The following is a 23,752-nucleotide window of genomic DNA, read 5'->3' as shown; positions in this document are numbered from 1 at the left end:
GCTGATGAAAGCAATCAGGGAGAAGTCTCTCAAGCGGGCGCTACGGCACCTCGGCTCGACATCATCGGCGGCGCGCAAGGCGTTCCCCGCCGAGGCCCAGCACCAGTTGCAGGTGGCCGTGCACGCCGGCGAACAGCATCATCGCGGGGAAGTCCGCGTGGTCATCGAGGCAAGCATGCCGTGGGAACTGGCCTGGCGCGGCACCACGCCACGCGAACGCGCCCGGGCGCTGTTCGGCGCACTGGAGGTGTGGAACACCGAGGACCACACGGGCGTGCTGCTCTATATCAATCTGGCTGACCACGCGGTGGAAATCCTCGCGGACCGGGGGATTGACGCGTGCGTTAGCGCGCGGGTGTGGGAGAAGGTTTGCGCCGGGCTGACGGTGGGGCTACGGGAGTCGCTGTCGGTACGGCCAGTGCTGGATGCGGTGGGGGAGATCCATGCGCTGCTGATGGAGCATTTTCCTTCGGGGGATGGGTTTAATCGGAATGAGTTGGACGATCGGCCGATGGTGCTCTGAGGTTTGGGGTGTTGGCTTTTGGGCTCAAAACCCAACACCGCCCCTCAAACCTTCCCTCCCCGCTTCTCCATCAAATACCACCCCGCCGCCACAACCTGCAGCCCCACCAACCCACCCCAAACCACCCAATGCGCCACAACCGGATAACGCCCCCCGGATGACGGCCAGAAATCGAGCACAAACCCAATCCCCACCTGAAACACAAAGGTCGCGAGGAAAACAGTCAACGTCATGGCTGTCGTCGCCCGCCCGATCAGCGCGTCGGGAAAACGTCGCGCCAGCAGTGCGTAGGTCAGGATCCCGCTGGAGCCGAACACCCCGTAGGCCGCCCACAGCACGGCGAGCGGCACGAACGGCAGCCGCGCCATCAGCAGCAGCTGCACGACGATGAAGCCGATCATCCCGAAGCCGGCGAACGCGTAGAGGCTCACCCCGCGCCGCTCCAGGTGCCGGGCGGCCCAGCCCGCGCCGACGCAGCCGGCCATCATGGCGAAGCCGATCACCGACACCAGCCGCGCGCCCTCGGACGGCGCCAGCCCCTGCACATCGCGCATGAACGCGCTGACCCAGAGCGTCTGCACGGCCAGGAAGATGCCCTGGTTCAGCAGCGTCAGCGGCACCACCCGCCAGAACTTCTCGCTGACCAGGATCAGCCGCGTGCCGCGCAGTTGCTCGGCGAAGGTTTCCTTGCCCGGGCGCCGGGCGTCCGGCACGCCGAACCAGAGCAGCACGGCCATGGCGAACGACAGCGCCGCCAGCCCGACGCTAATGGTGCGCCAGTCCGTCCAGGCCAGCAGCCAGGACAGCGGGCTGCCGACCACCACTGCGCCCAGCCCGCCGATCGCCATCACCAGCCCGTTCAGCAACGGCATGCGTGACAGCGGGAACCACATCGACAGCGCCTGGATGGCCGCGCCGAGGCAGACCGACACCCCCACGCCGATCATCGCCCGCCCGGCGGCCAGGCCGGCCATGCCCGGGGCGAAGGCGAACACCAGCGACCCGGCGACGGCCAGCAGCAGCAAGGCGGCCTCGGTACGGCGCGGGCCGTAGCGGTCGAGCAGGATGCCGGCCGGCAGTTGCGCGCAGGCAAAGCCGAGGAAATAGAAACTGGTGAGCAGCCCCAGATCGGCCGCCGACAGGCCTAGCTCGCGCGTCAGGAACGGCGCGAAGCCGAGATTCACGCCCCGGAAGATATATGAGACCAGAAACCCAAGCGAAAACACCGCGAGCACGCGCCAGCGGGGGTTGGCAGCCTGGTTCGGTTGGGAAGCGAGGGAATCGGAGGGGGTTGTCGGGGAGGCGCCTGGCATGATCTTCACCATCGTGGTGCAAAACCTGCGAAAGATACCACGCCCCCAGCAAGCCAGCAGGCCGTGTAACGCTTGCAAATCATTGACGGTGTCTGTTTCCAAGCTGTAACAGTGCCAGGCCCACCGCAATACGATGTGTCCTCTGCATTACCCCAAGATCGAAACGAGAATCGTTGATTTCAGGGTCCAGTTTCAACTTTGAAACGTTTTGGCCCGCAGGCCATTTTTGGCGAATTTCGGTCCACCCTTAGGTCACGAGGATGAGGCCACGTGGCGGAGACAATTCTTCTGCAATTGGCCTCGCCCAAACGACCGATCCGCAGGCCCTTGCTATCGCCCGCTCCGGGGCGGTCCAAACGCATCACCGGCGGTTCCGGTGTACCGCGTTTCAGTTAGGTGTGTCCCCCACACCGCCAGTCCATACGGATGAGTCCCGTCGTCTATGCAGTAATCGGCGCTCCATGGATGTAACGTTTTTGGCCATTTTGGCCTCTACGTCTTTCCCCGGGGAAAAAACGCGTGGACGCCGGGTTGTCTGCACATTTGCCCGCTCATATAGGAATTGCACTGCCTATTTCCAGCGAAAACCCGCAACCGGGTGCATGAGCCGACTCGTAACCATCTAGAAACATTTGGTTACATCGTCTCGCAAACGACGCATGGTCCAACCCCCACCCCTATACAAATCAACGTCTTAGCGTCCGTGGCACGTTCGTCGCGAATGTACCGCAACCACGGAATGCCAGGCCAACCTGCAAAGACAGGCGCCAGGCGGATCCAGAGAACAAGTGGGAACGGGGAAGGCGGTGACGCGAGTCAGCGCCCAGGGAGGAAAAAGCGACCGGCCAGCTGCATGGTCGGTCCGGCCCAGCGGCACGCCGCGAAGCCTCGCAGTCTTGCAGCACTTTCAGGCGCGTTTCGGTCCCTGGAGAGGTTCGGACCGGTACGCGGCACCCGCCCAGGATGCATGCCGCAGGGAGTGGCCATGCATCGGGTGACAAGCGCTAGACCGGCCTTGCCGGGCGTGCGCGAGCCTGAGCCAGGTGGAATCGGAAAGATGTCACGACAGTGCGGCTCTTTCGGTTTGGCCTCGGTCGGAAGTTCGGCCGAAACCTTGTGCCCGATCTCCAGCGGGCGCTTTTTTCCCCACCAACCGTGAAGTGAAGGAGAAAGACATGTCCACCATGTTCGATGGCATCAAGCGTTTCGTTCGTGAAGAAGACGGCGCAGCCGGTGTGGAGTACGCCCTGCTGCTGGCCTTCGTGGCCCTCGTGATGGTGACCTATGGCACCACCGTGAAGACCGCCGTCGGCACCATCTGGAATTCGATCGCCACCGCGCTCGCCGCGGCCTGAACGACTTCCGGCACCCCCGGACCGGGCTCCGCGCCATGGGCCCCGGTCCGGCCAGATTCCTGACATGCCGATCGCATCGATCGCACCGATCCACGGGAAGGCCGCCATGTTCTCCGTTGCCGCAGCCGCCAATCTGAGCCTCGTCGCCATGGTGATCGTCGCTGCCGTGAGCGATGCCCGCTCGCGCCGCATCCCGAACTGGCTCGTGGCCGCCGGACTGACGCTGGCCCTGGTGGCGCAGGTTGCCACCCACGGCCCGGCGGACGGCGCCGTGGTCTGGGTCGGCGGGGCCGCCACCGGCGCGGTCATGCTGCTCGCGGTCTACCTGATGGGCGGCATGGGCGCCGGCGACGTGAAGCTGATGGGGGCCGTGGGGGCCTTTATGGGCGTGGCGGGCGCCGCGCATGTGGCCGTGGTCGGCTTCCTGGCCGGCGGTGCGCTGGCCATCGCCGCCCTGCTGCTGCGCCGCATCGCCGCGGCACGCCGGATCGCCGCACGCAAGCCCGTCCGGCTGCCGTACGGCGTGGCCATCGCCACGGCCACGCTGCTGGTGAAGTGGGAGCTGTTCTGAACAACACGGAGACGGCGCGCCTCCGGCTTGCGCGCCACTAACGAGAAGGTCCCGATGCTGTGACAACAGGGACCAGGAACGGGGGAATCGCCATGCACCACAGCAGCCGCATGCATGCGCCACACAGAGACGCCAGGCCCTGCGCCTCGGCACACCGCCACGGCTCCGGGTCGCGCCCAGACCACCACATGACAGCCGCCAGCGGCCAGGACCCGGCCCGCCGGACCGGACGCCAACGCGCCACCAGGCACGCCGGGCGCCCCGCCATTCCCGCCACGTGCCCGCGCACCCTGGCACATCGCACCATCTTCTTCTGAGCAAGGGAGCCGAAAATGAAGAACCTGCGCATCCTGTTCATGCTGCTGATCGCCACCATCGCGGGGCTCAGCGCCGTCATGCTCGCGTCCCGCTGGCTGCTGCAGCAAGGCAGCAACGGCATCACCAAGGTGGCCGTGGCCGCCGCCGACATCAGCCTGGGCCAGCAGATCACCCCCGAGGCCGTGAAGCTGGTGGACTGGCCCGCGGCCAGCCTGCCGCCCGGCGTGGTCCAGGACGCCACCTCGCTCGCCGGCCGCGTCACCAAGGCCAGCCTCTCGCGCGGCGAGCCGGTGCTGGAGTCCAAGCTGACGCCGATGGGCACCAAGGGCGGCCTCTCGGCGGTCATCGCCGACGGCAAGCGCGCCATCACCGTGCGTGTGAACGACGTGGTCGGCGTGGCCGGCTTCGCCCTGCCCGGCAGCTTCGTCGACATCATCGTCAACACCCAGAAAGACAAGCAGGACAGCAAGGCCAGCGCCGAACGCACCGACCAGTCGATCTCGAAGATCGTGCTCGAGAAGATCCTGGTGCTGGCCGTGGCCCAGGAGGTGAACCGTGACGAGACCAAGCCGAAGGTGGTCAACGCGGTCACGCTGGAAGTGTCGCCCGACGAGGCCGAGAAGCTCGACCTGGCACGCAGCGTGGGCTCGCTCTCGCTGGTGCTGCGCAACCAGATGGACCCGCGCCCGGCCGAGACCGCCGGCGCCACCAAGAATTCCCTCCTCAAGGAACCCGTGATCGCGGCGGCCGCCCCCGTGACCAGGACAGTACAGGTGGTGCGGCACGTGGCGGAGAAAGCCTTCTCCGGCACCTGCATCGGCGTCATCAGCGGCAACCAGCGCAATCAGGAATGCTTTTGAACCACGGCTCACGCGTCTGAGAAAGGCAGGCCCACGCGGTAACTGCCCCCAATGACTGCGCGAACCCACCGGGGGAACATCATGGATCGCATCACCACGCATCAAGGCGCAGCGCGCCGTATCGCACCGCAACTGCAGGCCACCGTGCTCGCGTTGACGGCTCTGGGCATGCTTTGGGGTACGCCTGCCCGGGGGCAGGCTGGCATGGAGGCGGCGATGGCCACGGCCAACGCCGCCGGCCCCACCCGGCCGGTTCGCCTCGCGGCGGTTGGCAATATGCAGGGCAACGTCCAGGGCGGGGTCGCCGCCGAGGCGGCCGCGCCCCGCGACGCCGCGCCGGCACGCGGACCGAACTGCGTCGGCGCCATGCGCGAACGGCGCGAGGTACAGGTGCCGGTCGGCAAATCGACGATGATCGAGATGCCGGAGGCGGTCAAGGCCCGCTCCCTCGGCAACCCCAACGTGGCGCAGGCCATGCTGGTCTCCCCGCAGACGCTCTACGTGCTGGGCCAGGAAGTGGGCACCACCAATATGATCGTGCAGGGCCGCAGCGGCTCGTGCAGCGTGATCGACCTGGTGGTCGGCGCCGATCCCGGCGGGCTGCAGGCCACGCTGCGCGACCTGATGCCCGACGCACGCCGCGTGCGAGTCTCGTCCGCCGCAGACAGCCTCGTGCTGAGCGGCACGGTGCTGGACTCGGTGCAGGCGCAGAAAGTGCTGGACATCGCCAACGCCTTCGTCATGCGCCAGACGCGCGGCCCGGCGCAGAATCCGCAGGGCGCGGCCCAGGGCCAGCAGCAGAACGGGACCATGTCCAACAATCCCGCCAACACCGGCATGCCGATGCGCAGCCCGCGCATCATCAACATGCTGGTGGTGGAAGCGCCCCAGCAGGTCATGCTCGAAGTGAAGGTGGCCGAGGTCTCCAAGAGCCTGATCGACCAGATGGGCTCCGCCGCGAACCTGAACGCCGCGTTCGGCAGCTGGAGCTTCGGGCTGCTGGCCAACTTCCTCTCCGGGGCCCCGGACCTGCTCTCCTTCAGCAAGGCCAACAACCTGCCGCTCAAGTTCGCGCTCGATGCGCAGAAGGGTGACGGGCTGGTCAAGATCCTGGCCGAGCCGAACCTGATGGCGATCAGCGGGCAGGAGGCGAGCTTCCTGGCCGGCGGCAAGGTGTTCATCCCGGTGCCGCAGAGCTTTGGCGGCACGGGCACCACCATCATCCTGCAGGAGGAAACCTTCGGTGTCGGGCTGAAGTTCACGCCGACGGTGATGGAGAACGGCCGCATCAACCTCAAGGTGGCGCCCGAAGTGTCCGAACTCTCGCCGACCGGGGTAGCGCTGACCGCGCCGAACGTGTCGGGCACGTCGATCCTGCCGCTGATCAACACGCGGCGGGCCTCCACCACGCTGCAGGTCTACGACGGTCAGAGCTTCGCCATCGGCGGACTGATCAAGAACAACATCACGGGCAGCCTCAAGGCGCTGCCGGGCGTGGGTGAACTGCCGGTGGTGGGCACGCTGATGCGCAGCACCAACTTCCAGCAGGACCGCACCGAGCTGGTGTTCGTGGTCACGCCGCGCCTGGTGAAGCCGCTGCCGGCCAACTACCCGCTGCCGACCGACACCTTCGGGCCGACCACCCCGGGCGAGGTCTACCTGAACGGCAACATGGAAGGCCACCCCGCCCGCCCGGCCCCGGCCGCGATGCCCGCCCCGGCTGCGGCCCCTGCTGCGGCCCCGATGACGGCCCCTTCCGCCGCGCCCACCACCAGCGTGCCCGCCCCCACCGCCGCAGGCGCCGCCGGCGAATAAGCGCAGACCCGAACCAGGAGCACATCATGACGACCAACTTCCTCCGCCCCGCCGCGCTCGCCGCCCTGCTCGGCACCGTCGCGGGTCTCTCGGGCTGCATGGCCACCACGCCGATGTATGACAAGCAATTCGGCGATTCGGTGCGCACGCTGCGGGCGATGCAGATCCTGAACCCCGATGCCTCGAACAACACCGACCCCGTGACGGGCATCGACGGCCGCGCCGCCACGGCGGCGATGGACCGCTACGGCACCCAGTTCCGCACGCCGCAGTCCGACGCCAACGCCTTCACGATCGGCGTGGGCGCCTCCGGCGGTCTCAACAATATGGGACGGTAGGCCACGCGGCCGCCGCACGCTGTCTCCAGGAGAGAAGCCATGGCAAAGATCGCCGTTGTATCCGCCGACGATGCGCACCTGCACTACGTGGCGGGCCTGATCGCCCAGAGCGCCAACCACGTGGTACAGCGTGTGCGGGCCACGCCGGCCGCCGCGCTGGCCGACCCCGCGCTCACGCTCGGCACCGACCTGCTGATCGTGGACGCGCCCGAGGTCGGCGCGGACGACATCGTCCAGCTGCGCCGCATCACCACCGAGCATCCGGAAACACTGTGCATGCTGTTGACGGCGCACCCGTCCGCCGACCTGTTGATGCGAGCCATGCGCGCAGGCGTGCAGGGCGTGCTGCCGTGGCCACCCGAGGCCCAGGAGTTCCGCGACGAGCTCCAGCGCTGCACCAGCCACGCGCTCAGCAACGGTCGGGCCGAAGGCCAGGTGCTGGCGTTCGCGGCCTGCAAGGGCGGCAGCGGCACCACCTTCGTGGCGGCCAACTTCGCCCACGTGGTGGCTACCCGGCACAAGAAGCGCGTGCTGCTGGTGGACCTGAGCCAGCAGTACGGCGACGCCGCCTTCCTGATGACCGACCAGACCCCGCCCGCCACGCTGTCCGACGTCTGCCGCCAGGTGGACCGGCTCGACGCCGCGCTGCTGGAAGCCTGCGTGACCCACGTCTGCCCCGGCTTCGACGTGGTGCCCGCCGCCGGCGACCCGATCAAGGCAGGCGAGATCAAGGCCGCGCACCTGGAACGCATCATGGCCGTGGCGCGCCAGCAGTACGACGCGGTGGTCTTCGACATCGGCCAGGACATCAACCCCGCCACCCTCGTGGTGCTGGACCACAGCAACCTGATCTACGCGGTGATGCGCCGCAGCCTGGCCCACCTGCGTGCGGGCCGCCGGTTGTTCGACCTCTGCCAGTCGCTGAGCTACCACACCGACCGCGTGCGCCTGGTGCTCAACGGCGACGACCGGCACGCCAGCATCGCCCAGCGCACGCTGGAAGACGCCTTCGGCGTGCGCGTGAGCCATGTGCTGCCGCACGATGCCAGCCCGGTCCGGGACGCGAGCGAGCAGGGCGTGCCGGTGACGCAACTGGCACCGAACAGCGCCATCGCCCGCGCGCTGGCCGACATGGCCCGGCAGCTCTACCCCGACACCCAGCCGCGCCGCGACAACCTGTTGCGCAAGCTGTTCGGCCAGAACAATCAGGTCCATGCCCCGGCGCGCGCCTGACCGGCACCGCCACGGCGACACCAGGAGTCCGAGATGTCACTGCGAGAACAACTCTTCCGCCAGGCCGGCGAAGCCCTGCCCGAGCGCGTGGCGCGCGCCAACGGCGCCGCCGTCCATGGTGTCAACGGCAGTAGCCACGCCCCCAGCGGCACGGCCGGCTCGGGCGCGGTGACGCCCGCCTACCAGCAACTGGCGCTGGAGATCCACCAGACATTGGTCGATCGTGTGGAACTCAGCCGCCTCCAGCACATGCCGCCCGAACAGGTCCGGCGCGAGCTGGCGCAGCTGGTGGAGCGGATCATCGAGGAAGGCAACCATCCGGTGAACGAGTCGGAGCGGCGCCGCCTGGTCTCGGACGTCCAGGACGAGATGCTCGGCTACGGGCCGCTTGAGCCGCTGCTGGCCGACCCCACCATCTCCGACATCCTCGTCAACACCGCGCGCCACGTCTACGTGGAGCGGCGCGGCAAGCTCGAGCTGACCGACGTGACCTTCCTCGACGACGCCCACCTGCTGCGCGTGATCGACAAGATGGTGTCGCGCATGGGTCGCCGCATCGACGAATCGAGCCCGATGGTCGACGCGCGCCTGCCGGACGGCTCGCGCATCAACGCCATCATCCCGCCCTCGGCCATCGACGGCCCCCTGCTCTCGATTCGCCGGTTCTCTGTGAACCCGTTGCAGATCAAGGACCTGATCGGCCTGAGCACGCTGACCGACGAGATGGCCCAGCTGCTCGACGCCATGGTGCGCGCCAAGCTCAACATCCTGATCTCGGGCGGCACCGGCAGCGGCAAGACCACGCTGCTGAACATCCTCTCGGGCTTCATTCCGGCCGACGAGCGCGTCGTGACGATCGAGGACGCGGCGGAACTGCAGCTGCGCCAGCAGCATGTGCTGCGCCTGGAGACGCGTCCGGCCAATATCGAGGGCCGGGGCGAGATCACCCAGCGTGCGCTGGTCAAGAACGCGCTGCGGATGCGGCCGGACCGGATCATCCTGGGCGAAGTGCGCGGCGCCGAGGCGCTGGACATGCTCCACGCGATGAACACCGGCCACGAGGGCTCGCTGGCCACCATCCACGCCAACACGCCGCGCGATGCACTGACGCGGCTCGAGAACATGATCAGCATGGCCGGCCTGGCGCTGCCCACGCGCACCATGCGCCAGCAGGTCACCTCGGCGCTGTCGGTGGTGGTGCAGGTCTCGCGCCTCACCGACGGGCGCCGCAAGCTCGTCAGCGTGCAGGAGATCACCGGCATGGAGGGCGAGGTCGTCAACATGCAGGAGATCTTCACCTTCCGCCGCCAGGGCGTGGAGCGCGACGGCCGCATCCGCGGGCACTTCTGCGCCACGGGCGTGCGGCCAAAGTTCTGCGAGCGGCTCCAGGCCTTCGGCATCCATCTGCCGGAGTCGCTGTTCGACCCCGCCGTGCAGCACGAAGTCTAGGAGCGCGCCATGAATCCGATGATGATCGCCTTCGCGCTGTCGGTGTTCCTGGCCATCGTGCTGGGCGGGGTCGGCGCCTACCTGTGGTGGAACACCTATCACAGCCAGCACGCGCGGCGCTTCAGCCATCGCGTGGAGGCGGCGCTGCTCAACAGCGCCGGCCACGGGCAGGACGCCGGCATCCTCAAGCAGCGCGTGATGAGCCAGTCGCCGGCCCTGGCCCGGCTGCTGCGGCGCCTGCCGCGCATGCAGGCGCTGGATCACCTCATGCTGCAATCGGGCATGAATATGTCCGTGGGACGCTTCCTGGCCCTCACGCTGGCCGCGCCCAGCCTCGCCGGCATGGTGCTGACGACGCTGAACGCGCCGTGGTATGCCGTGCTGCTGATGGCCGGCGCGGCCAGCACGCTGCCGCTGCTGTTCGTGCTGCACAAGCGGGGCAAGCGGCTCGCGACGCTGGAAGCGCAGTTGCCCGAGGCCGCCGACCTGATCAGCCGCGCGCTGCGCGCCGGCCACTCGCTGCCCAGCGCGCTGGACATGGCCGGCAACGAGCTGCCGGCGCCCATCGGCACGGAACTGGGCCTGGTGTTCGGCGAGATCAACTACGGCATTCCACTGCACGACGCGCTGGCCGGCCTGACCGACCGGGTGCCGATCGAGGACCTGCGCTACCTGGTCATCGCGGTGCTGATCCAGCGCGAGTCCGGCGGCAACCTGGCCGAGATCCTCGACAACGTGGCCAGCCTGATCCGCAAGCGGCTGCAACTGCTGGACAAGGTGCGCGTGCTGTCGGCCGAAGGCCGGCTCGGCGGCTGGATCCTGACGCTGCTGCCGGTGGTGGTCGGCGGCATCGTGTTCCAGATCAATCCCGAGATGATGGCCACGCTGTGGACCGACCCGACCGGCATCCAGATGCTCTGGTACGCCGTCGCCATGACCTGCGTGGGCATCTTGTGGATGCGCCAGATCGTGCGGATCCACGTGTAGGGCAGGCATTCAGGCACCCCAATTACCGAGGCGGGAAGATTCCCGGACAACCATGCCAACCACAACGATCCTGCTGTTGGGCGTCACCTTCGCCATCGTCTTCGGCGCGGCCTGGGTCGCGATGATCGTGATGCGCCCGAACCCCGTGGCCCGCCGGCTCGGCCAGATCGAGCGCGAGGCGCCCGGCGGCGCGCCGATCCCCGACGGCCGCCGCGAATGGATGCGCCGGATGGAGCGGCTGGCCCGGCCGCTGGCGCAGCTCTCGCTGCCGAAGGAGGGCTGGGAGAACTCCGCGCTGCGCACGCGCTTCATCCATGCCGGATGGCGCTCGGCCGAGGCGATTCCGCTCTACTTCGGCATCAAGACCGTGCTCGCGTTCGGCCTGCCGATGGCGCTCTGGGTAGCGCTGGTCGGCGAGGTGGAAGCCGCGCGGCAGCAGGAATTCATGACGGGACTGTTCGCGATGGCGGTGGCGGGCTTCTACCTGCCCAACTTCGCGCTGCGCTGGAAGGTGGGCCGCCGCCAGCGCGACATCTTCGAGGCCTTCCCGGACAGCCTGGACCTGATCATGGTCTGCGTGGAAGCCGGCCTGAGCCTGGATGCCGCGATCCTGCGCGTGGTGGCGGAGATGCGCACCGCCCGCCCCGCCATGGCCGAGGAATACGAATTGCTGACGCTGGAGCTGCGCGCCGGCCTGCCGCGCGACAAGGCGCTGCGCAACCTGTCGGCACGTACCGGCGTGGAGGATGTGAGCATGCTGGTGGCGATGCTGATCCAGGCGGACCGCTTCGGCACCAGCGTGGCGGATTCGCTGCGCGTGCATTCGGACATGCTGCGCACCAAGCGCCACTCGCTGGCCGAGGAACGCGCGGCCAAGATCGGCACCAAGATCCTGTTCCCGCTGATCTTCTGCATCTTCCCGTCGCTGTTCGTGGTGCTGCTCGGGCCGGCCGCCATCCAGGTGGTCACCGCCCTGCGCAGCGTGACCAACAACTGACCCCGCCGGAGCCCGCCATGCGTCGACCCGCCCTTCGTCCCCCTCGCCCCCTTCCCCCCCGGCACCGCCAGCCGGGCGGCCCGCGCCACGCCGGCGCCGCCGCCGTGGAATTCGCGCTGATCTTTCCGCTGCTGCTGTTCATCGTGTTCGGCGTGATCGAGTTCGGCACCGCGCTTTATGACAAGTCCGTGGTCACCAACGCCAGCCGCGAGGCGGCCCGCGCCGGCGTGGTGCTGAAGTCCCCGGCGATGACCAACACCCAGATCAAGCAGGTGGCGCTCAACTACTGCACCAACAAGCTGGTCACCTATGGCGCCGCCGCCACCTGCACCTTCCCGCTGACCGTCTCGCCGTGCGCGTCGACCGGGACCGCGCTGACCGTGCAGGTGTCGTACACGTTCAACGGCCTGCTGCTCGGCCCGCTGATCCGGCCCTTCACCGGGCCGCTGACGATCAACGCGCTCACCACCATGCTATGCGAGTAGCCCAAATCTAGAGACAGGAGGTGTGCCATGCGCCAGGAAACCCTGCGGCAGGACCCGCCAGCCCGACTGACCCGTCGGCACCGCCAGCGCGGCGCCATCGGCATCATGATGCCGTTCATGCTGATCTCGGTGCTGTCAGTGGGCGCGCTGGCGGTGGATGTCGCCCATCTGGCCATCGTACGCAACGAGTTGCAGAACGCCGCCGATGCCGCCGCGCTGGCCGGGGCGGCCGGGCTGTTCCCGGCCAATCCCAAGCCCGCCTGGACCGCGGGCGTCACCAAGGGCACGAACGCCATCAGCCTGAACAAGGCCGCCGGCGTCACGCTGACCAGCGGCACGGTGCAGGCCGGCTACTGGAACCTGACCGGCACGCCGGCCGGGCTCCAGCCGCAGGACATCACGCCGACGTCCAATGACGTGCCCGCAGTGCAGGTGACCATCAGCCGGGGGGCGGGCAGCAACGGCGGGCCCGTGCCGACCCTGCTGGCGCAGGTCTTCGATGGCGCCGCGGCAAGCACCACCGCCACCGCGGTGGCGGTGATCGCAGCGCCGGGCATCATCGGCAACGGCGGGCTGTTCCCGGTGGCCCTGAGCCAGTGCCTGTACAACAACTTCTGGGACAGCGCCACCAACCAGCCCAAGCTCGATCCGGCGACCAAGAAGCCCTACCTGTTCCGCATCGGGTCCGCCTACCACTACGGGCCGTGCGAATCGGGCCAGTGGACTACGTTCAAGTCCACCGACAACAGCGCCACCGCCACGCGCGACCTGCTCCAGAGCGGCAACCCGTCGCCGGTGGCCATCGGCGACAAGATCTGGATGCAGGACGGTACCAAGACCTCGAACTACAACTATGTGGGGGTCAACCAGGACTACCTGCTGCCGGTCACCTCGTCGCTCAACCCGGGCTCGCTCGGCCCGATCACCGCATTCGCGGCGTTCCATATCACCGCCTCGGTGGGCGGCAGCGGCAAGTACATCGAGGGCTACTTCATCCCCAACTTCAAGGTCACGAACAGCGGCGGCGGCGTCGGGCCGTACTACGGCGGCTACGTCCCCCCGCGCCTGGCCCACTAGCCAGGAAAGGAGCCAGTGGCACGGCCGGGCCTCCGGGCACGGCCAGCCCCTCGCGCTGCCCCCCATGAGCAGCGCCGAGGCCCCCCTGGCTCCTCTTTTGCAGCCTGGTCTTGACCAGGCTGTCTTTTTTTTGAAGAATCGATCGCACACCAACATGGCGAGTCCGGGAGCCCCCATGAAGTTGCGCATCCTCAGCGACATCCACCTGGAGCACAACCAGACCGACGCGATCCCCGCGTGCGCGGCGGACCTCGTGATCCTGGCCGGCGACATCGCCAACGGCCGCGACGGCATCGACTGGGCCGCCCGCACCTTCGATGTGCCGGTGGTCTACGTGCCTGGCAACCATGAGTACTACGAGAACAACTTCGACACCGTGGACCGCCTGATGGCCGAAGCGGCGGAGGCGGCGCCCAACGTGGCGCTGCTCAACGGCGCCGTGGCCGAGTACGCCGATGGCGACGGCCGCCCGGTGCGCGTGATCGGCACCACCTGGTGGACCGACTACTGCCTCTACGGCACCGACCGCATCGACGACGCCATGCAGGCCTGCGCCCGCGTGGTGGTGGACCACCGGCTGATCGAAACCACCGACGAGGCCGGCCAGCATCGCCCCTACACCCCCGCCGACGCCCTGGCCCGCCACCGCGCCGCCACCGCCTGGCTGACGGACACCCTGGCCGAACCCTTCGACGGCAAGACCGTGGTCGTCACCCACCACGGCCCCGACCTCGGCAGCCTGGACCCCCGCTACGCCCACGACATCGTCTCCGCCGGCTTCCTCTCCCGCCGCCCCGACCTCGTGGCCCAAGCCGACCTCTGGATCCACGGCCACACCCACACCAGCTTCGACTACTGGATCGACCAGTCCCGCGTAGTCTGCAACCCGCGCGGGTATATATCGAGACGAACGGGCAACCCGGAGAACCCGGTGTTTGATTGGGGGCGGGTGGTGGAGATCTAGACCCCCGCCCCCTCCGCCCCCAAACAAAAACCCCCGCGAGCTTGCGCCCGCGGGGGTTTTTGTCAGACGTTGACGAAGCCCGAAGGCCTCGTCTGGTCCGGCGTGATTTACATCATGCCGTCCATGCCGCCCATGCCGCCCATGCCGCCCGGCATGGCCGGAGCCGACTCTTCCTTCGGCGATTCAGCCACGGCGCAGTCCGTGGTCAGCATCAGCGAAGCAACCGAAGCGGCGTTTTGCAGCGCGGTGCGGGTCACCTTGGTCGGGTCCAGCACGCCCATTTGCACCAGGTCGCCGTACTCGCCCGAGGCAGCGTTGTAACCGTAGTTACCGTTGCCTTCGATCACCTTGGCCACCACGACCGAAGCCTCTTCACCAGCGTTCAGCACGATCTGGCGCAGCGGTTCTTCCATGGCGCGCAGCACGATCTTGATACCGGCGTTCTGGTCGGCGTTCTCGCCTTGCAGACCCGAGATCGCAGCGCGGGCGCGCAGCAGGGCCACACCACCGCCGGGGACGATGCCTTCTTCCACGGCAGCGCGGGTGGCGTGCAGCGCGTCTTCCACGCGTGCCTTCTTTTCCTTCATTTCGACTTCGGTGGCAGCGCCAACCTTGATCACGGCAACACCGCCGGCCAGCTTGGCCACGCGCTCTTGCAGCTTTTCACGGTCGTAGTCCGAAGTGGCTTCTTCGATCTGGGCGCGGATCTGCTTCACACGGCCTTCGATGGCCGAGCCGTCGCCGGCGCCGTCGATGATGATCGTGTTTTCCTTGCCGATCTCGATGCGCTTGGCTTGGCCCAGGTCGTTCAGGGTCGCCTTTTCCAGCGTCAGGCCGATTTCCTCGGCGATCACGGTACCGCCGGTCAGGATGGCGATGTCTTCCAGCATGGCCTTGCGGCGGTCGCCGAAGCCCGGGGCCTTCACGGCAGCGGTCTTCAGGATGCCACGGATGTTGTTCACCACCAGCGTTGCCAGGGCTTCGCCCTCGACGTCTTCGGCGATGATCAGCAGCGGACGGCCAGCCTTGGCCACTTGCTCCAGCACCGGCAGCAGGTCACGGATGTTCGACACCTTCTTGTCGAACAGCAGGACGAACGGGCTGTCCAGGGCAACAACCTGCTTTTCCGGGTTGTTGATGAAGTACGGCGACAGGTAGCCGCGGTCGAACTGCATGCCTTCCACGACTTCCAGCTCGTCGGCCAGCGACTTGCCGTCTTCCACGGTGATCACGCCTTCCTTGCCAACCTTGTCCATGGCTTCGGCAATGCGCTCGCCGATCGAGGCGTCGCTGTTGGCCGAGATCGCGCCAACCTGGGCGATTTCCTTGCTGGTGGTGGTGGGCTTGGACAGCTTCTTCAGCTCTTCCACGGCAGCGCCGACAGCCTTGTCGATGCCGCGCTTCAGGTCCATCGGGTTCATGCCGGCGGCAACGAACTTCATGCCTTCGCGGACGATCGACTGGGCCAGCACGGTAGCGGTGGTGGTACCGTCACCGGCGTTGTCGCTGGTCTTGGAAGCCACTTCCTTGACCATCTGCGCGCCCATGTTCTGGAGCTTGTCCTTCAGTTCGATTTCCTTGGCCACGGACACGCCGTCCTTGGTCACGGTCGGGCCGCCGAAGCTGCGCTCCAGCACCACGTTGCGACCCTTCGGGCCCAGGGTCACCTTCACTGCGTTGGCGAGAATGTTCACGCCTTCGACCATCTTGGCACGGGCGGCGTCGCCGAACACTACGTCTTTTGCTGCCATGTTCTGTTTCTCCTGATCTGTACGAGTGACGCGTGGATTACTTGTTGACCACGGCCATGATGTCTTCTTCGCGCATGACCAGCAGTTCCTGGCCATCCACCTTCACGCCTTGGCCGGCATACTTGCCGAACAGCACGCGGTCACCCACCTTGACGTCGAGGGCAATGTTGTTGCCCTTGTCATCCTTCTTGCCGGGGCCGATGGCGAGGACTTCGCCTTGATCGGGCTTCTCGGCAGCATTGTCGGGAATCACGATGCCGGATGCGGTCTTGGTTTCATTGTCCAGACGCTTCACGATCACACGGTCGTGCAGAGGACGCAGGTTCATACGGACTCCTAGGTACAAAAAGTGAGTTTTGATTCACAAATGGCCGTCTGAAGGCGACGGCCAACGGTTTTCGGGTACCGCAAGGGCTCTGTTAGCACTCACCCCCGGGGAGTGCTAATTATAGGGACGAGGGTTGTCGTTTTCAAGACAGGGGCTGAATACGGGGTTTCCCTACACAAGGGTTTACCCTATGACTTATGATCCGCCGCAACCGTGGAGTCTATATCTTGGCGAATCCAATTCCGAAGTCGATACCGATGCCGAACGACCCGGACCTCGTGCCGGGCATGCCTTACCGCCACTACAAGGGCGGCGCCTACCGTGTGACCGGCCTGGGCCGCTTCGAGGCCGACCTGGCGCCCGTGGTGGTCTACGAGTCCATGCGCGACCGCTCGATCCTGTGGGTGCGCACGGCGGAAGTCTTCACCGAGCCGGTGCGGACCGACGCGGGCGAGATGCCCCGCTTCGCGCCGGACTGGCCGGCCGCGCTGGCCCGCCTGGACTTCCTGCCGCGCCAGACCGTGCTCCAGGCGCTGGCGCTCTATGAGGCGCCCTATCGCCGCTACCACGACCGCACCCATGTGCTCGAGATGTTCGAGGTGGCGCACGCCCGGGGCCTCGCGCTGAACCCGGCGCAGGCGCTGGCGGTGCTGTTTCATGACGCCGTGTACGTGCCCGGCTGCGAGCACAACGAGGCCGCCTCGGCGGCGTTGATCGAAACCATGGTGGATGAGGTGGACGACGACGTGCTGCGCCAGGCCATGCAGATCGTGCTGGACACCCGCGCGCACACGCCGACGGCGCCCGACGCGGCCACGGTGCTCGATCTGGACCTGTACCGGCTGGCGGCCCCCGCCGAGGCGTTCGACGCCTATACGCAAGCCGTGTTCGAGGAGAACCGCGCGCTGCTGGCCCGGCGCACCGGGCTGGCCGGCGCGGCGCTGCACGCGGCCTTCATGGCACGCCGCGTGGGCTTCCTCACTACGCTGGCGCAGCGCGAGCGGCTGTTCCTGACGCCCGCCTTTGCCGATGCCGAGCAAGCCGCGCGCAACAACATCGCCCGGATCGCGGCCGCCCGGCCCCCGGCTTAGTCGAGTCCGCTGCTGTCGAGGTAGCCCAGCGCCTCGCGCACCGCGCGGCGCGCCTTGAGCACATAGCCGACCCGGCGGTCGCGAATGACGAGGACGAGCACCTCGGCCTGCACCATCTCGCTGAAGTGATGGGCCGCGCGATGGAGGGTGAGCCCGGCAAGCTGGGCGAGCTGGTCGGCCGGCAGGCCGTCATCGCCGGCCTCGAGCAAGGCGCGGCAGATGGCCGCGCGCGCGGGCACGGCGAGCAGCGCAAACGTCAGCGCGCTTTCCTGAGTGGCCATGTCCAACCCCGTGTCGTGATGGTTGCGTTCGTTTGTACCGTGCTGACGCGGCAAACGCAAGTCTGCGGTCCGGGTGTTGCGCTGACCCCTCATCCGGCAGGCCGTGCCGGTCACCACGCGTATCGCACGCCCACACGCACCGCGTATTGGTAGTAATCCTGCTGGCCCCATGCGCCGGACACGCTGGTCCAGCCCGACCACGACTTGTTCAGCGCCAGGTTCATGCCCACCTTGGCTTCGAAGCGGTTGCGCGGGTACATCGAACCCAGTTGCACCTGGTTGAAGGCGATGTGGCTCTCGGTGTCCGAGTACCACCAGTTGAGCGTGACATAGGGTTGCAGCTTGCGACCGTCTTCGCGCACGAACGTGCGGTGCGTTCGCACGCCCAGCCGCGTCAGGATGCCGCTCGCACTGGCGCCACGCACGCGGGTGCCGTTCGGCTCGTCGATGTCGCTCTCGTTGTAGTCGACGTAGATCAACTGCGCCTGCGGTTCGACGACCCAGCCGCCGCGCAGCGGCATGGCATAGCCGACCTCGCCAGACACCGCCAGCCCGTTCGCGCTGTACTTCACCGTGGGCAACTGGTCGCCTTCCACGCGGTTGCTGAACCAGCCGTACTGGAACCATGCGTCGGCATAGGCGCCGTGCTTCTTCTCGTCGTCCTGGTACCAGGTGCCGTAGATCCCGAGGCTCCAGCCCTCGACCTTGCCTTTCGCGTGTGCACTGTTGGCTTGCGCCTCGGCATCGCTGCTGGCGTAGCCGTAGCTGCCCATCACGCCCGCATGCAGGCGGCTCGCCACGCCGCCCGCCTGCCACGTCGCCAACTCCGCGCCGCCTTGCAGCAGGAACGAATCGGTGCTGGTCTTGAACACGCCATCCTTGCTACGCCCGCCTTCCCACTTGCCCACCATGCGCAGCCAGCCCGCACCCGGCTTGCCTTGCCCCACGAGGCCCACCCCCTCCGCATACTGCGGCTCGCCGCGACGATCATGCAGGCTATGCACGAACATCTGGCCCGACAGGCGTTGATTGGCAAGATACGCGCCCACCTCTGGCCGATACAGCGGACGTACCGGCCTGGGCACATCGGGCACAGGGTCCGGCGCCGGGCTCGGAGCGGGGCCCGGCGCGGGGTCGGGCGGCGGCGGAGGCGGGTCCTGCTCGGAGCGCAGGTACCAGGCTTGCGGCGCGGTGCCGTCGATGCTGCCCCGGAACAACCGGTATTCATAAGGGCCGGCCACCGCGCGGCCGTCGATCGAGAACGCACCGGCCTGCGTCGTGCCGCCGTTGATCGTATCGACGAGCTGGATGCCGCTCGCGCTCGTGACCAGCCCCGGCCCCCCCGCATTCGTCACCCGTAGCCTGGACGTGCCGGAGGCGGTCCCGCCGTCGATCACCAGCTTGTCCGATGGCGAGCCATCGCCACCCAGATAGGTGTTGAGCCCGATGACGCCGTCGCCGCTGTACTGGCCGACGGTCAGCGTCTTGAACACCCCGCCCACCGGTGCGGAGAACAGGATCTGGCTTGGGTCGTTGTTGAGCGTCGTGAGCCGCGAGTCGCCGGTGAGGTTCCACGTGCTGTCCCGCAGGACGAGATTCGACGTACTGCCTGCCTCGGTCAGCGCCGCACCGGTCAGCGTGGAGCCGGCGTCAGCATTCAGGTTCAGCGTGCCGCCACCCGTGACGTTGAACAACGCCCCGCTGCCATGCAATGATGACGTTGTCATCGACACGTTCATCGTCCCCCCGTTCATGGCAATGCCAGCGCCCTGCTGGGAGACGAGGGTCGAACCCGCAGCGGTCAGCGTGCCCGCGCCGCCGGCCGCTTCGTATTGCACCGCGTTGGCGCCGGCGCCACTGGCCGTGACCGTGCTGTCGACCAACGACAGCACACTGTCGCCACGCACACGAACGCCATGCGACCCCGTACCGCTTGTGTTGACGGTGACCCCGGTCGCCGCGAGTGAGGCGCCGCCCACGGACGCGCCTGGAATGATCGCCGCATCCGGATCATTCACGGCACCCACCTGGTCAGGTTCGCCCGAGCCCACCGTGCTGAGGCCCACGGCGTCATTGCCCGTCGTTGTCACGGAACCACCGTTCATGACAAGTCGCGCGGCGTTCCTCGCCGTAGCGCCTTCGCTGCCCACGCCACGCGTGGTCACGGCGACGTTGCCCGCGGTCAGCGTGGTCTGCGTGATGGCAACCAGCCCGATGGCGCCATCACCCGACGTCTCCACCGAACCGCCCGTCATCGTTACGGATGCCGGCGTGCCCGTTCCCGCGCCCGCAGCACGTGCTCCATAGGCGGTGGCGCCAGACGTGCTGATCCGCACGCCATCGGCCACGACCACGCCACCTGCCCCGCCCGCACTGTCGCCGTAGGCCACCAGACCGTCACCGTCAGCGCCCGTCGTCGTCACCGTGCCGCCGCTTACCTGGACACGCCCTGCGGTCAACGCCACGACACCCGCACTGCCAGGGCCCCGCGCTGTCACGCTCGTATTGGTCAATGTGGTCACGCCGCCGGCAATCGCGTTGGCGGCCCGCGCCTGGTTTCCATCGGCTTCAATCGACAGGTCGCGGGCGTTGATCGTCGATTGCACGTCTTGCGCGACAAGCCCCCGCGAAAACCCGCCGGCCGCCAGGACGAAGCCGCCCACCAAGTCGAGCTTCGCGCCAGTATCAGCCACCACCGCGGTGCGCAGCCCGCCCGTGGCAATGACCTCGATGGTCCCTCCCGTGTTGTCGAACGTTCCGGCTGCGCCGCCGCGCACCCATAACCCGGTACCTGCCACGCGTATCAACCCTGCGTTGGTGCCTGCCAGCGTATTGGCGCTGAAGACGACCCCATTCAGGCCAGAAACCTGGCCCGTGGCGCCCTGCGTGAACGTCCCGCCCTGCACGAAGATGACCGTGTCCTGCCCCCCTTGCAACAGTCCGTTGTTGGTCACCGTGCCGGGCGCGCCCATGTGGATGGCACGGTCTCCGCTGGAGATCGTGGCGCCGGCGTGATTGATCACCGTCGCCCCGCTATTCGCGTACAAGCCGCCGAATGGTCCGGCCCCCGTCGTTGCCGAGGTGCTCACCGTGCCGTAATTCTCGAAGCGTGAGCCACCCGGAGTGAGAGCGTCAAGGGAGATCCCGTCATTGGTTCCCGTGATCGTGCCGCGATTGACGAGATTCCAGTTCCGCGTGTTATTCGCATTCAGGCCATCATCCGTGGCTACCGCGATAACGGTACCGGCGGGCGCCTCAAAGTTCGTCGCCGCAGGATCGAGCGTCTGCAAACGGACCGTGGAGGTCGAGGATGGAACGGTGACGACTTGCGCATGAAGCAGTGAATATGGCGCCACCAGCGTTGCCGCAGCGAGCTTCGCTTTGAAGGTTTTCATATGCGCCCTCTCTAGAAACATCCTTGTCAGAGTCTGCGTGGACTGCGCCATCACGCGGCATCGACGTGAAAGTACAACCATCCTAGGCGCTGAAAGAGGTACGTCAAATGATGATGTTTTACATCGCCACAACACATCCTCGGGGGATGTGCGAGTGACTGCGCGCGACAATTCAGGCCCGTCAGATTCGGGGCGGAACACTACTGTCAGAGGAGGATGGAGGCGCGGCGTCGCCGCTGGCACGTAACAGCGGTGTCGCTGTCGGTGATGGCCCCTCTCCCACTTGCAGGATGCATGGCAGGAGAGGGGCGGGAGGTGAGGAACGGTATCTGGCCGACGCGGCCAGCGTGCCTCAGACCACGAACGGCAACTGGCGCTGGCGCTTGCCAGTGAGGCGGAACAGCGCGTTGGCCACTGCCGGCGCGATGGCCGGCACGCCCGGTTCCCCGAGGCCGGTCGGGTTGTCCTGCGAGGGGACGAAGAACACGTCCACCTGCGGGGCGTCCGGCATGCGGGGCGGCGGGTAGTCGGGGAAGTTGCTGTTCTTCACCGCGCCGTTCTCGATCTCGATGGCAAACCCGGGCCGGGTCATCGACAGCCCGAACACGCAGCCGCCCTGGATCTGCGCCTCGGCCGAGAGCGGATTGACCACGCGGTTCGCGTGCACGCCGGCGGTCACACGGTGCACGCGCGGCTCACCCTTGACTACCGACACGTCCACCACATAGGCCACCACCGAGCCGAACGACTCATGCACGGCCACACCCCAGGCATGCCCCTTCGGCAGCTTCTTCTTGCCGTAGCCGGACTTGTCCACCGCCAGTTGCAGCGCGGCGCGGTGCCGGGCGTGCTTTTGCGGGTCCAGCCGGGCCAGGCGCCACGCCACCGGGTCCTGCCTGGCGGCGGTAGCCATCTCGTCGGCCAGCGTTTCCTTGACGAAGCCCGTGTGCGTGTTGCCCACCGAGCGCCACCAGAGCACCGGCACGTCCACCTTCGGATGATGCACGGCCAGTTGCAGCGGCACGTCGTAGTCGTTCTCGACGATGCCCTCGGTCATCGTCACGTCCACGCCGTTCTTGACCATCATCGACTCGAACGGCGTGCCGCTGACGATCGACTGGCCGACGATGGTGTGCTGCCAGCCCACCACGGCGCCCTTGGCGTCCACGCCGATGCGCGCGCGGTGCACGTGCAGCGGCCGGTAGTAGCCGCCCTTGATGTCGTCCTCGCGGCTCCACATCACCTTGAGCGGCTCGGTGTGGCCGTTGCCGACCCACGTGCGCAGCACGTTGGCGGCTTCCACCAGATAGTCCGAGGTCGGCACCGCGCGCCGGCCGAAACCGCCGCCGGCCATCATCGTGTTCAGCGTGACCTTCTCCGGCGCCAGCCCCAGCGTGCGGGCGATGGCGGCCTGGTCGACGGTCTGGAACTGCGAGCCCACCCACACCTTCACCGCCGTGGCCTTGTTGCCGGCAACCTCGGCCTGCATGGTGCAGTTGAGCGGCTCCATCGGCGCGTGGGCCAGGTACGGCAGGCGGTATTCGGCGTCGATGACCTTCGCCGCGCCCTTGAGCGAGGCGTCGATGCCGTCCAGCGGCCTGGCCACCGTGCCCGGCTGCGTGGCCAGCTTGCTGTACTGGTCGAACAGCGCGGCGGTGCTCACCGTCGAGCCGGTGTCTTCCCAGACGATCTCCAGCGCCTCGCGCGCGGTCTTGGCGGGCCAGTAGCCATCGGCCACCACGGCCACGCCGGTGCCGCCACGGTCCACGGGCACCAGCATCACATCGACCACGCCCTTGATCTTGCGCGCGCGGTCGGCGTTGAACGTCTTGACCTTGCCGCCAAAGCGCGGCGGGCGGGCCACCACGGCCACGACCATGTCCTTGAGCCGGGTGTCGATGCCGAACACGGCGTCGCCGTGCAGCTTGGCCGCCGAATCCAGGCGCGGCGTGGGCTTGCCGACGATGCGGAACTGCGCCGGGTCCTTGAGCGTGACCTGCGCCGGCACGGGCAGGCCCATGGCGGCGTTGGCCAGCTCGCCATACGTCGCGCGATGGCTGCCGGAGGTGACCACGCCCAGCGACGTGCTGCAGCTCGCCGGGTCCACCTTCCACTGCTGGGCCGCCGCCGAGATCAGCATCGCCCGGGCGCGCGCGCCCAGTTCACGATACTGCTGGAACGAGTGGTTCAGGGCCGTGGAGCCACCGGTGATCTGGATGCCGAAGGCCGGGTCCTTGTACGCGTCGCCGGCCGGGGCCAGCACCGCGCGCACGTTCTTCCAGTCCACATCCAGTTCCTCGGCCAGCGCCATCGGCAGGGCCGTGTGCACGCCCTGGCCGAACTCGAGCCGGTTCACGGCCACCGTCACGGTGTTGTCCGGGCCGATGATCAGGAACGCCTGCGGCGCGGACGGCGCCTTGGGGGCGCCTTCCTGGGCCTGCGCAACCGCGCTGAGCCCGCCGATGCCGATCGCCAGCCCGCCGCCAGCCAGCCCGCCCAGCTTCAGGAAGCTGCGCCGCGAGAGCGGGGCGATGCCTTCTGCCGGCGCGGACGCCTCGTTCACCGGCGCGCCGCTGCCGCCGGCCAGTGCTTCAATGCCACGAATTCGCATGATGATTCCC

The 23,752-nt window shown here is 67.6% G+C and carries 20 protein-coding genes; 14 read left to right on the top strand and 6 right to left on the bottom strand.

The features are described 5' to 3' along the window. The first annotated feature begins 4 nt into the window (after positions 1-4). Entirely contained in the window at positions 5-523 is a 519-nt protein-coding gene (locus tag AC1DFU_RS21335) for a TPM domain-containing protein (protein WP_441591864.1), read from the top strand. Between the two features lie 44 nt (positions 524-567). Here the strand turns inward: AC1DFU_RS21335 and AC1DFU_RS21330 are convergent, their stop codons facing one another. After that, entirely contained in the window at positions 568-1,836 is a 1,269-nt protein-coding gene (locus AC1DFU_RS21330; RefSeq protein ID WP_092298460.1) for an MFS transporter, read from the bottom strand. A 1,175-nt stretch (positions 1,837-3,011) separates the two neighbouring features. Between AC1DFU_RS21330 and AC1DFU_RS21325 the strand changes: the two genes are divergently transcribed. The 12 genes from AC1DFU_RS21325 (at position 3,012) to AC1DFU_RS21270 (ending at position 14,285) form a co-directional block, all read left to right on the top strand. Then, positions 3,012-3,191, top strand: coding sequence for a Flp family type IVb pilin (locus AC1DFU_RS21325; protein ID WP_369823509.1), 180 nt, complete (start codon positions 3,012-3,014; stop codon positions 3,189-3,191). A gap of 64 nt (positions 3,192-3,255) precedes the next feature. Further along, positions 3,256-3,762: an A24 family peptidase gene (locus AC1DFU_RS21320; protein WP_441591861.1), complete on the top strand. Its 507-nt coding sequence runs from the start codon at positions 3,256-3,258 to the stop codon at positions 3,760-3,762. Positions 3,763-4,094: 332 nt separating this feature from the next. After that, on the top strand, positions 4,095-4,940 hold the full coding sequence (gene cpaB, locus AC1DFU_RS21315) for a Flp pilus assembly protein CpaB (protein ID WP_441591859.1): 846 nt from the start codon (positions 4,095-4,097) through the stop codon (positions 4,938-4,940). An 81-nt stretch (positions 4,941-5,021) separates the two neighbouring features. Continuing rightward, positions 5,022-6,755, top strand: a complete 1,734-nt coding sequence (locus tag AC1DFU_RS21310; protein WP_092298276.1) for a type II and III secretion system protein family protein — start codon at positions 5,022-5,024, stop codon at positions 6,753-6,755. 26 nt (positions 6,756-6,781) lie between these two features. Continuing rightward, positions 6,782-7,093: a hypothetical protein gene (locus tag AC1DFU_RS21305; RefSeq protein ID WP_092298273.1), complete on the top strand. Its 312-nt coding sequence runs from the start codon at positions 6,782-6,784 to the stop codon at positions 7,091-7,093. Between the two features lie 39 nt (positions 7,094-7,132). After that, positions 7,133-8,326 carry a CpaE/TadZ family protein gene (locus AC1DFU_RS21300; protein WP_441591857.1) on the top strand — a complete coding sequence of 398 codons (1,194 nt, stop codon included), beginning with the start codon at positions 7,133-7,135 and terminating at the stop codon, positions 8,324-8,326. Between the two features lie 33 nt (positions 8,327-8,359). Continuing rightward, positions 8,360-9,775: a TadA family conjugal transfer-associated ATPase gene (locus AC1DFU_RS21295; protein WP_441591855.1), complete on the top strand. Its 1,416-nt coding sequence runs from the start codon at positions 8,360-8,362 to the stop codon at positions 9,773-9,775. Between the two features lie 9 nt (positions 9,776-9,784). After that, positions 9,785-10,762 carry a type II secretion system F family protein gene (locus tag AC1DFU_RS21290; protein ID WP_441591853.1) on the top strand — a complete coding sequence of 326 codons (978 nt, stop codon included), beginning with the start codon at positions 9,785-9,787 and terminating at the stop codon, positions 10,760-10,762. A 52-nt stretch (positions 10,763-10,814) separates the two neighbouring features. Then, positions 10,815-11,759, top strand: a complete 945-nt coding sequence (locus AC1DFU_RS21285) for a type II secretion system F family protein (RefSeq protein WP_441591851.1) — start codon at positions 10,815-10,817, stop codon at positions 11,757-11,759. Between the two features lie 17 nt (positions 11,760-11,776). Next, positions 11,777-12,244 (top strand): TadE family protein, encoded by a 468-nt coding sequence (locus AC1DFU_RS21280; protein WP_092298258.1) that lies wholly within the window; start codon positions 11,777-11,779, stop codon positions 12,242-12,244. Positions 12,245-12,271: 27 nt separating this feature from the next. Then, on the top strand, positions 12,272-13,321 hold the full coding sequence (locus tag AC1DFU_RS21275) for a TadG family pilus assembly protein (RefSeq protein ID WP_255370924.1): 1,050 nt from the start codon (positions 12,272-12,274) through the stop codon (positions 13,319-13,321). A gap of 175 nt (positions 13,322-13,496) precedes the next feature. Beyond that, entirely contained in the window at positions 13,497-14,285 is a 789-nt protein-coding gene (locus tag AC1DFU_RS21270; RefSeq protein ID WP_092298255.1) for a metallophosphoesterase, read from the top strand. A gap of 107 nt (positions 14,286-14,392) precedes the next feature. Here the strand turns inward: AC1DFU_RS21270 and groL are convergent, their stop codons facing one another. Then, positions 14,393-16,036 carry a chaperonin GroEL gene (gene groL, locus AC1DFU_RS21265; protein WP_092298252.1) on the bottom strand — a complete coding sequence of 548 codons (1,644 nt, stop codon included), beginning with the start codon at positions 16,034-16,036 and terminating at the stop codon, positions 14,393-14,395. 37 nt (positions 16,037-16,073) lie between these two features. Further along, a complete protein-coding gene (groES, locus tag AC1DFU_RS21260) occupies positions 16,074-16,364 on the bottom strand; it encodes a co-chaperone GroES (RefSeq protein WP_008644494.1) in 291 nt (96 codons plus the stop codon). A gap of 257 nt (positions 16,365-16,621) precedes the next feature. On the opposite strand from groES, the gene AC1DFU_RS21255 reads away from it, so the two are divergent. Next, a complete protein-coding gene (locus tag AC1DFU_RS21255; protein WP_255370928.1) occupies positions 16,622-17,455 on the top strand; it encodes a DUF1653 domain-containing protein in 834 nt (277 codons plus the stop codon). Here AC1DFU_RS21255 and AC1DFU_RS21250 read toward each other — a convergent pair. The 3 genes from AC1DFU_RS21250 to AC1DFU_RS21240 all read right to left on the bottom strand — a co-directional run bounded on the left by AC1DFU_RS21250 (position 17,452) and on the right by AC1DFU_RS21240 (position 23,742). Continuing rightward, a complete protein-coding gene (locus AC1DFU_RS21250) occupies positions 17,452-17,736 on the bottom strand; it encodes a helix-turn-helix domain-containing protein (protein ID WP_441591848.1) in 285 nt (94 codons plus the stop codon). The two genes, AC1DFU_RS21255 and AC1DFU_RS21250, sit on opposite strands and share 4 nt — an antisense overlap. A gap of 110 nt (positions 17,737-17,846) precedes the next feature. Then, complete coding sequence (locus tag AC1DFU_RS21245; protein ID WP_441591846.1) at positions 17,847-20,783, bottom strand: autotransporter family protein; 2,937 nt, start codon at positions 20,781-20,783, stop codon at positions 17,847-17,849. A gap of 700 nt (positions 20,784-21,483) precedes the next feature. Continuing rightward, on the bottom strand, positions 21,484-23,742 hold the full coding sequence (locus tag AC1DFU_RS21240; protein WP_092298243.1) for a xanthine dehydrogenase family protein molybdopterin-binding subunit: 2,259 nt from the start codon (positions 23,740-23,742) through the stop codon (positions 21,484-21,486). Positions 23,743-23,752 lie beyond the last annotated feature (10 nt).

This window comes from Cupriavidus sp. 10L45 (assembly GCF_056395225.1).
This window is presented reverse-complemented; position numbering and strand designations above follow the sequence as displayed.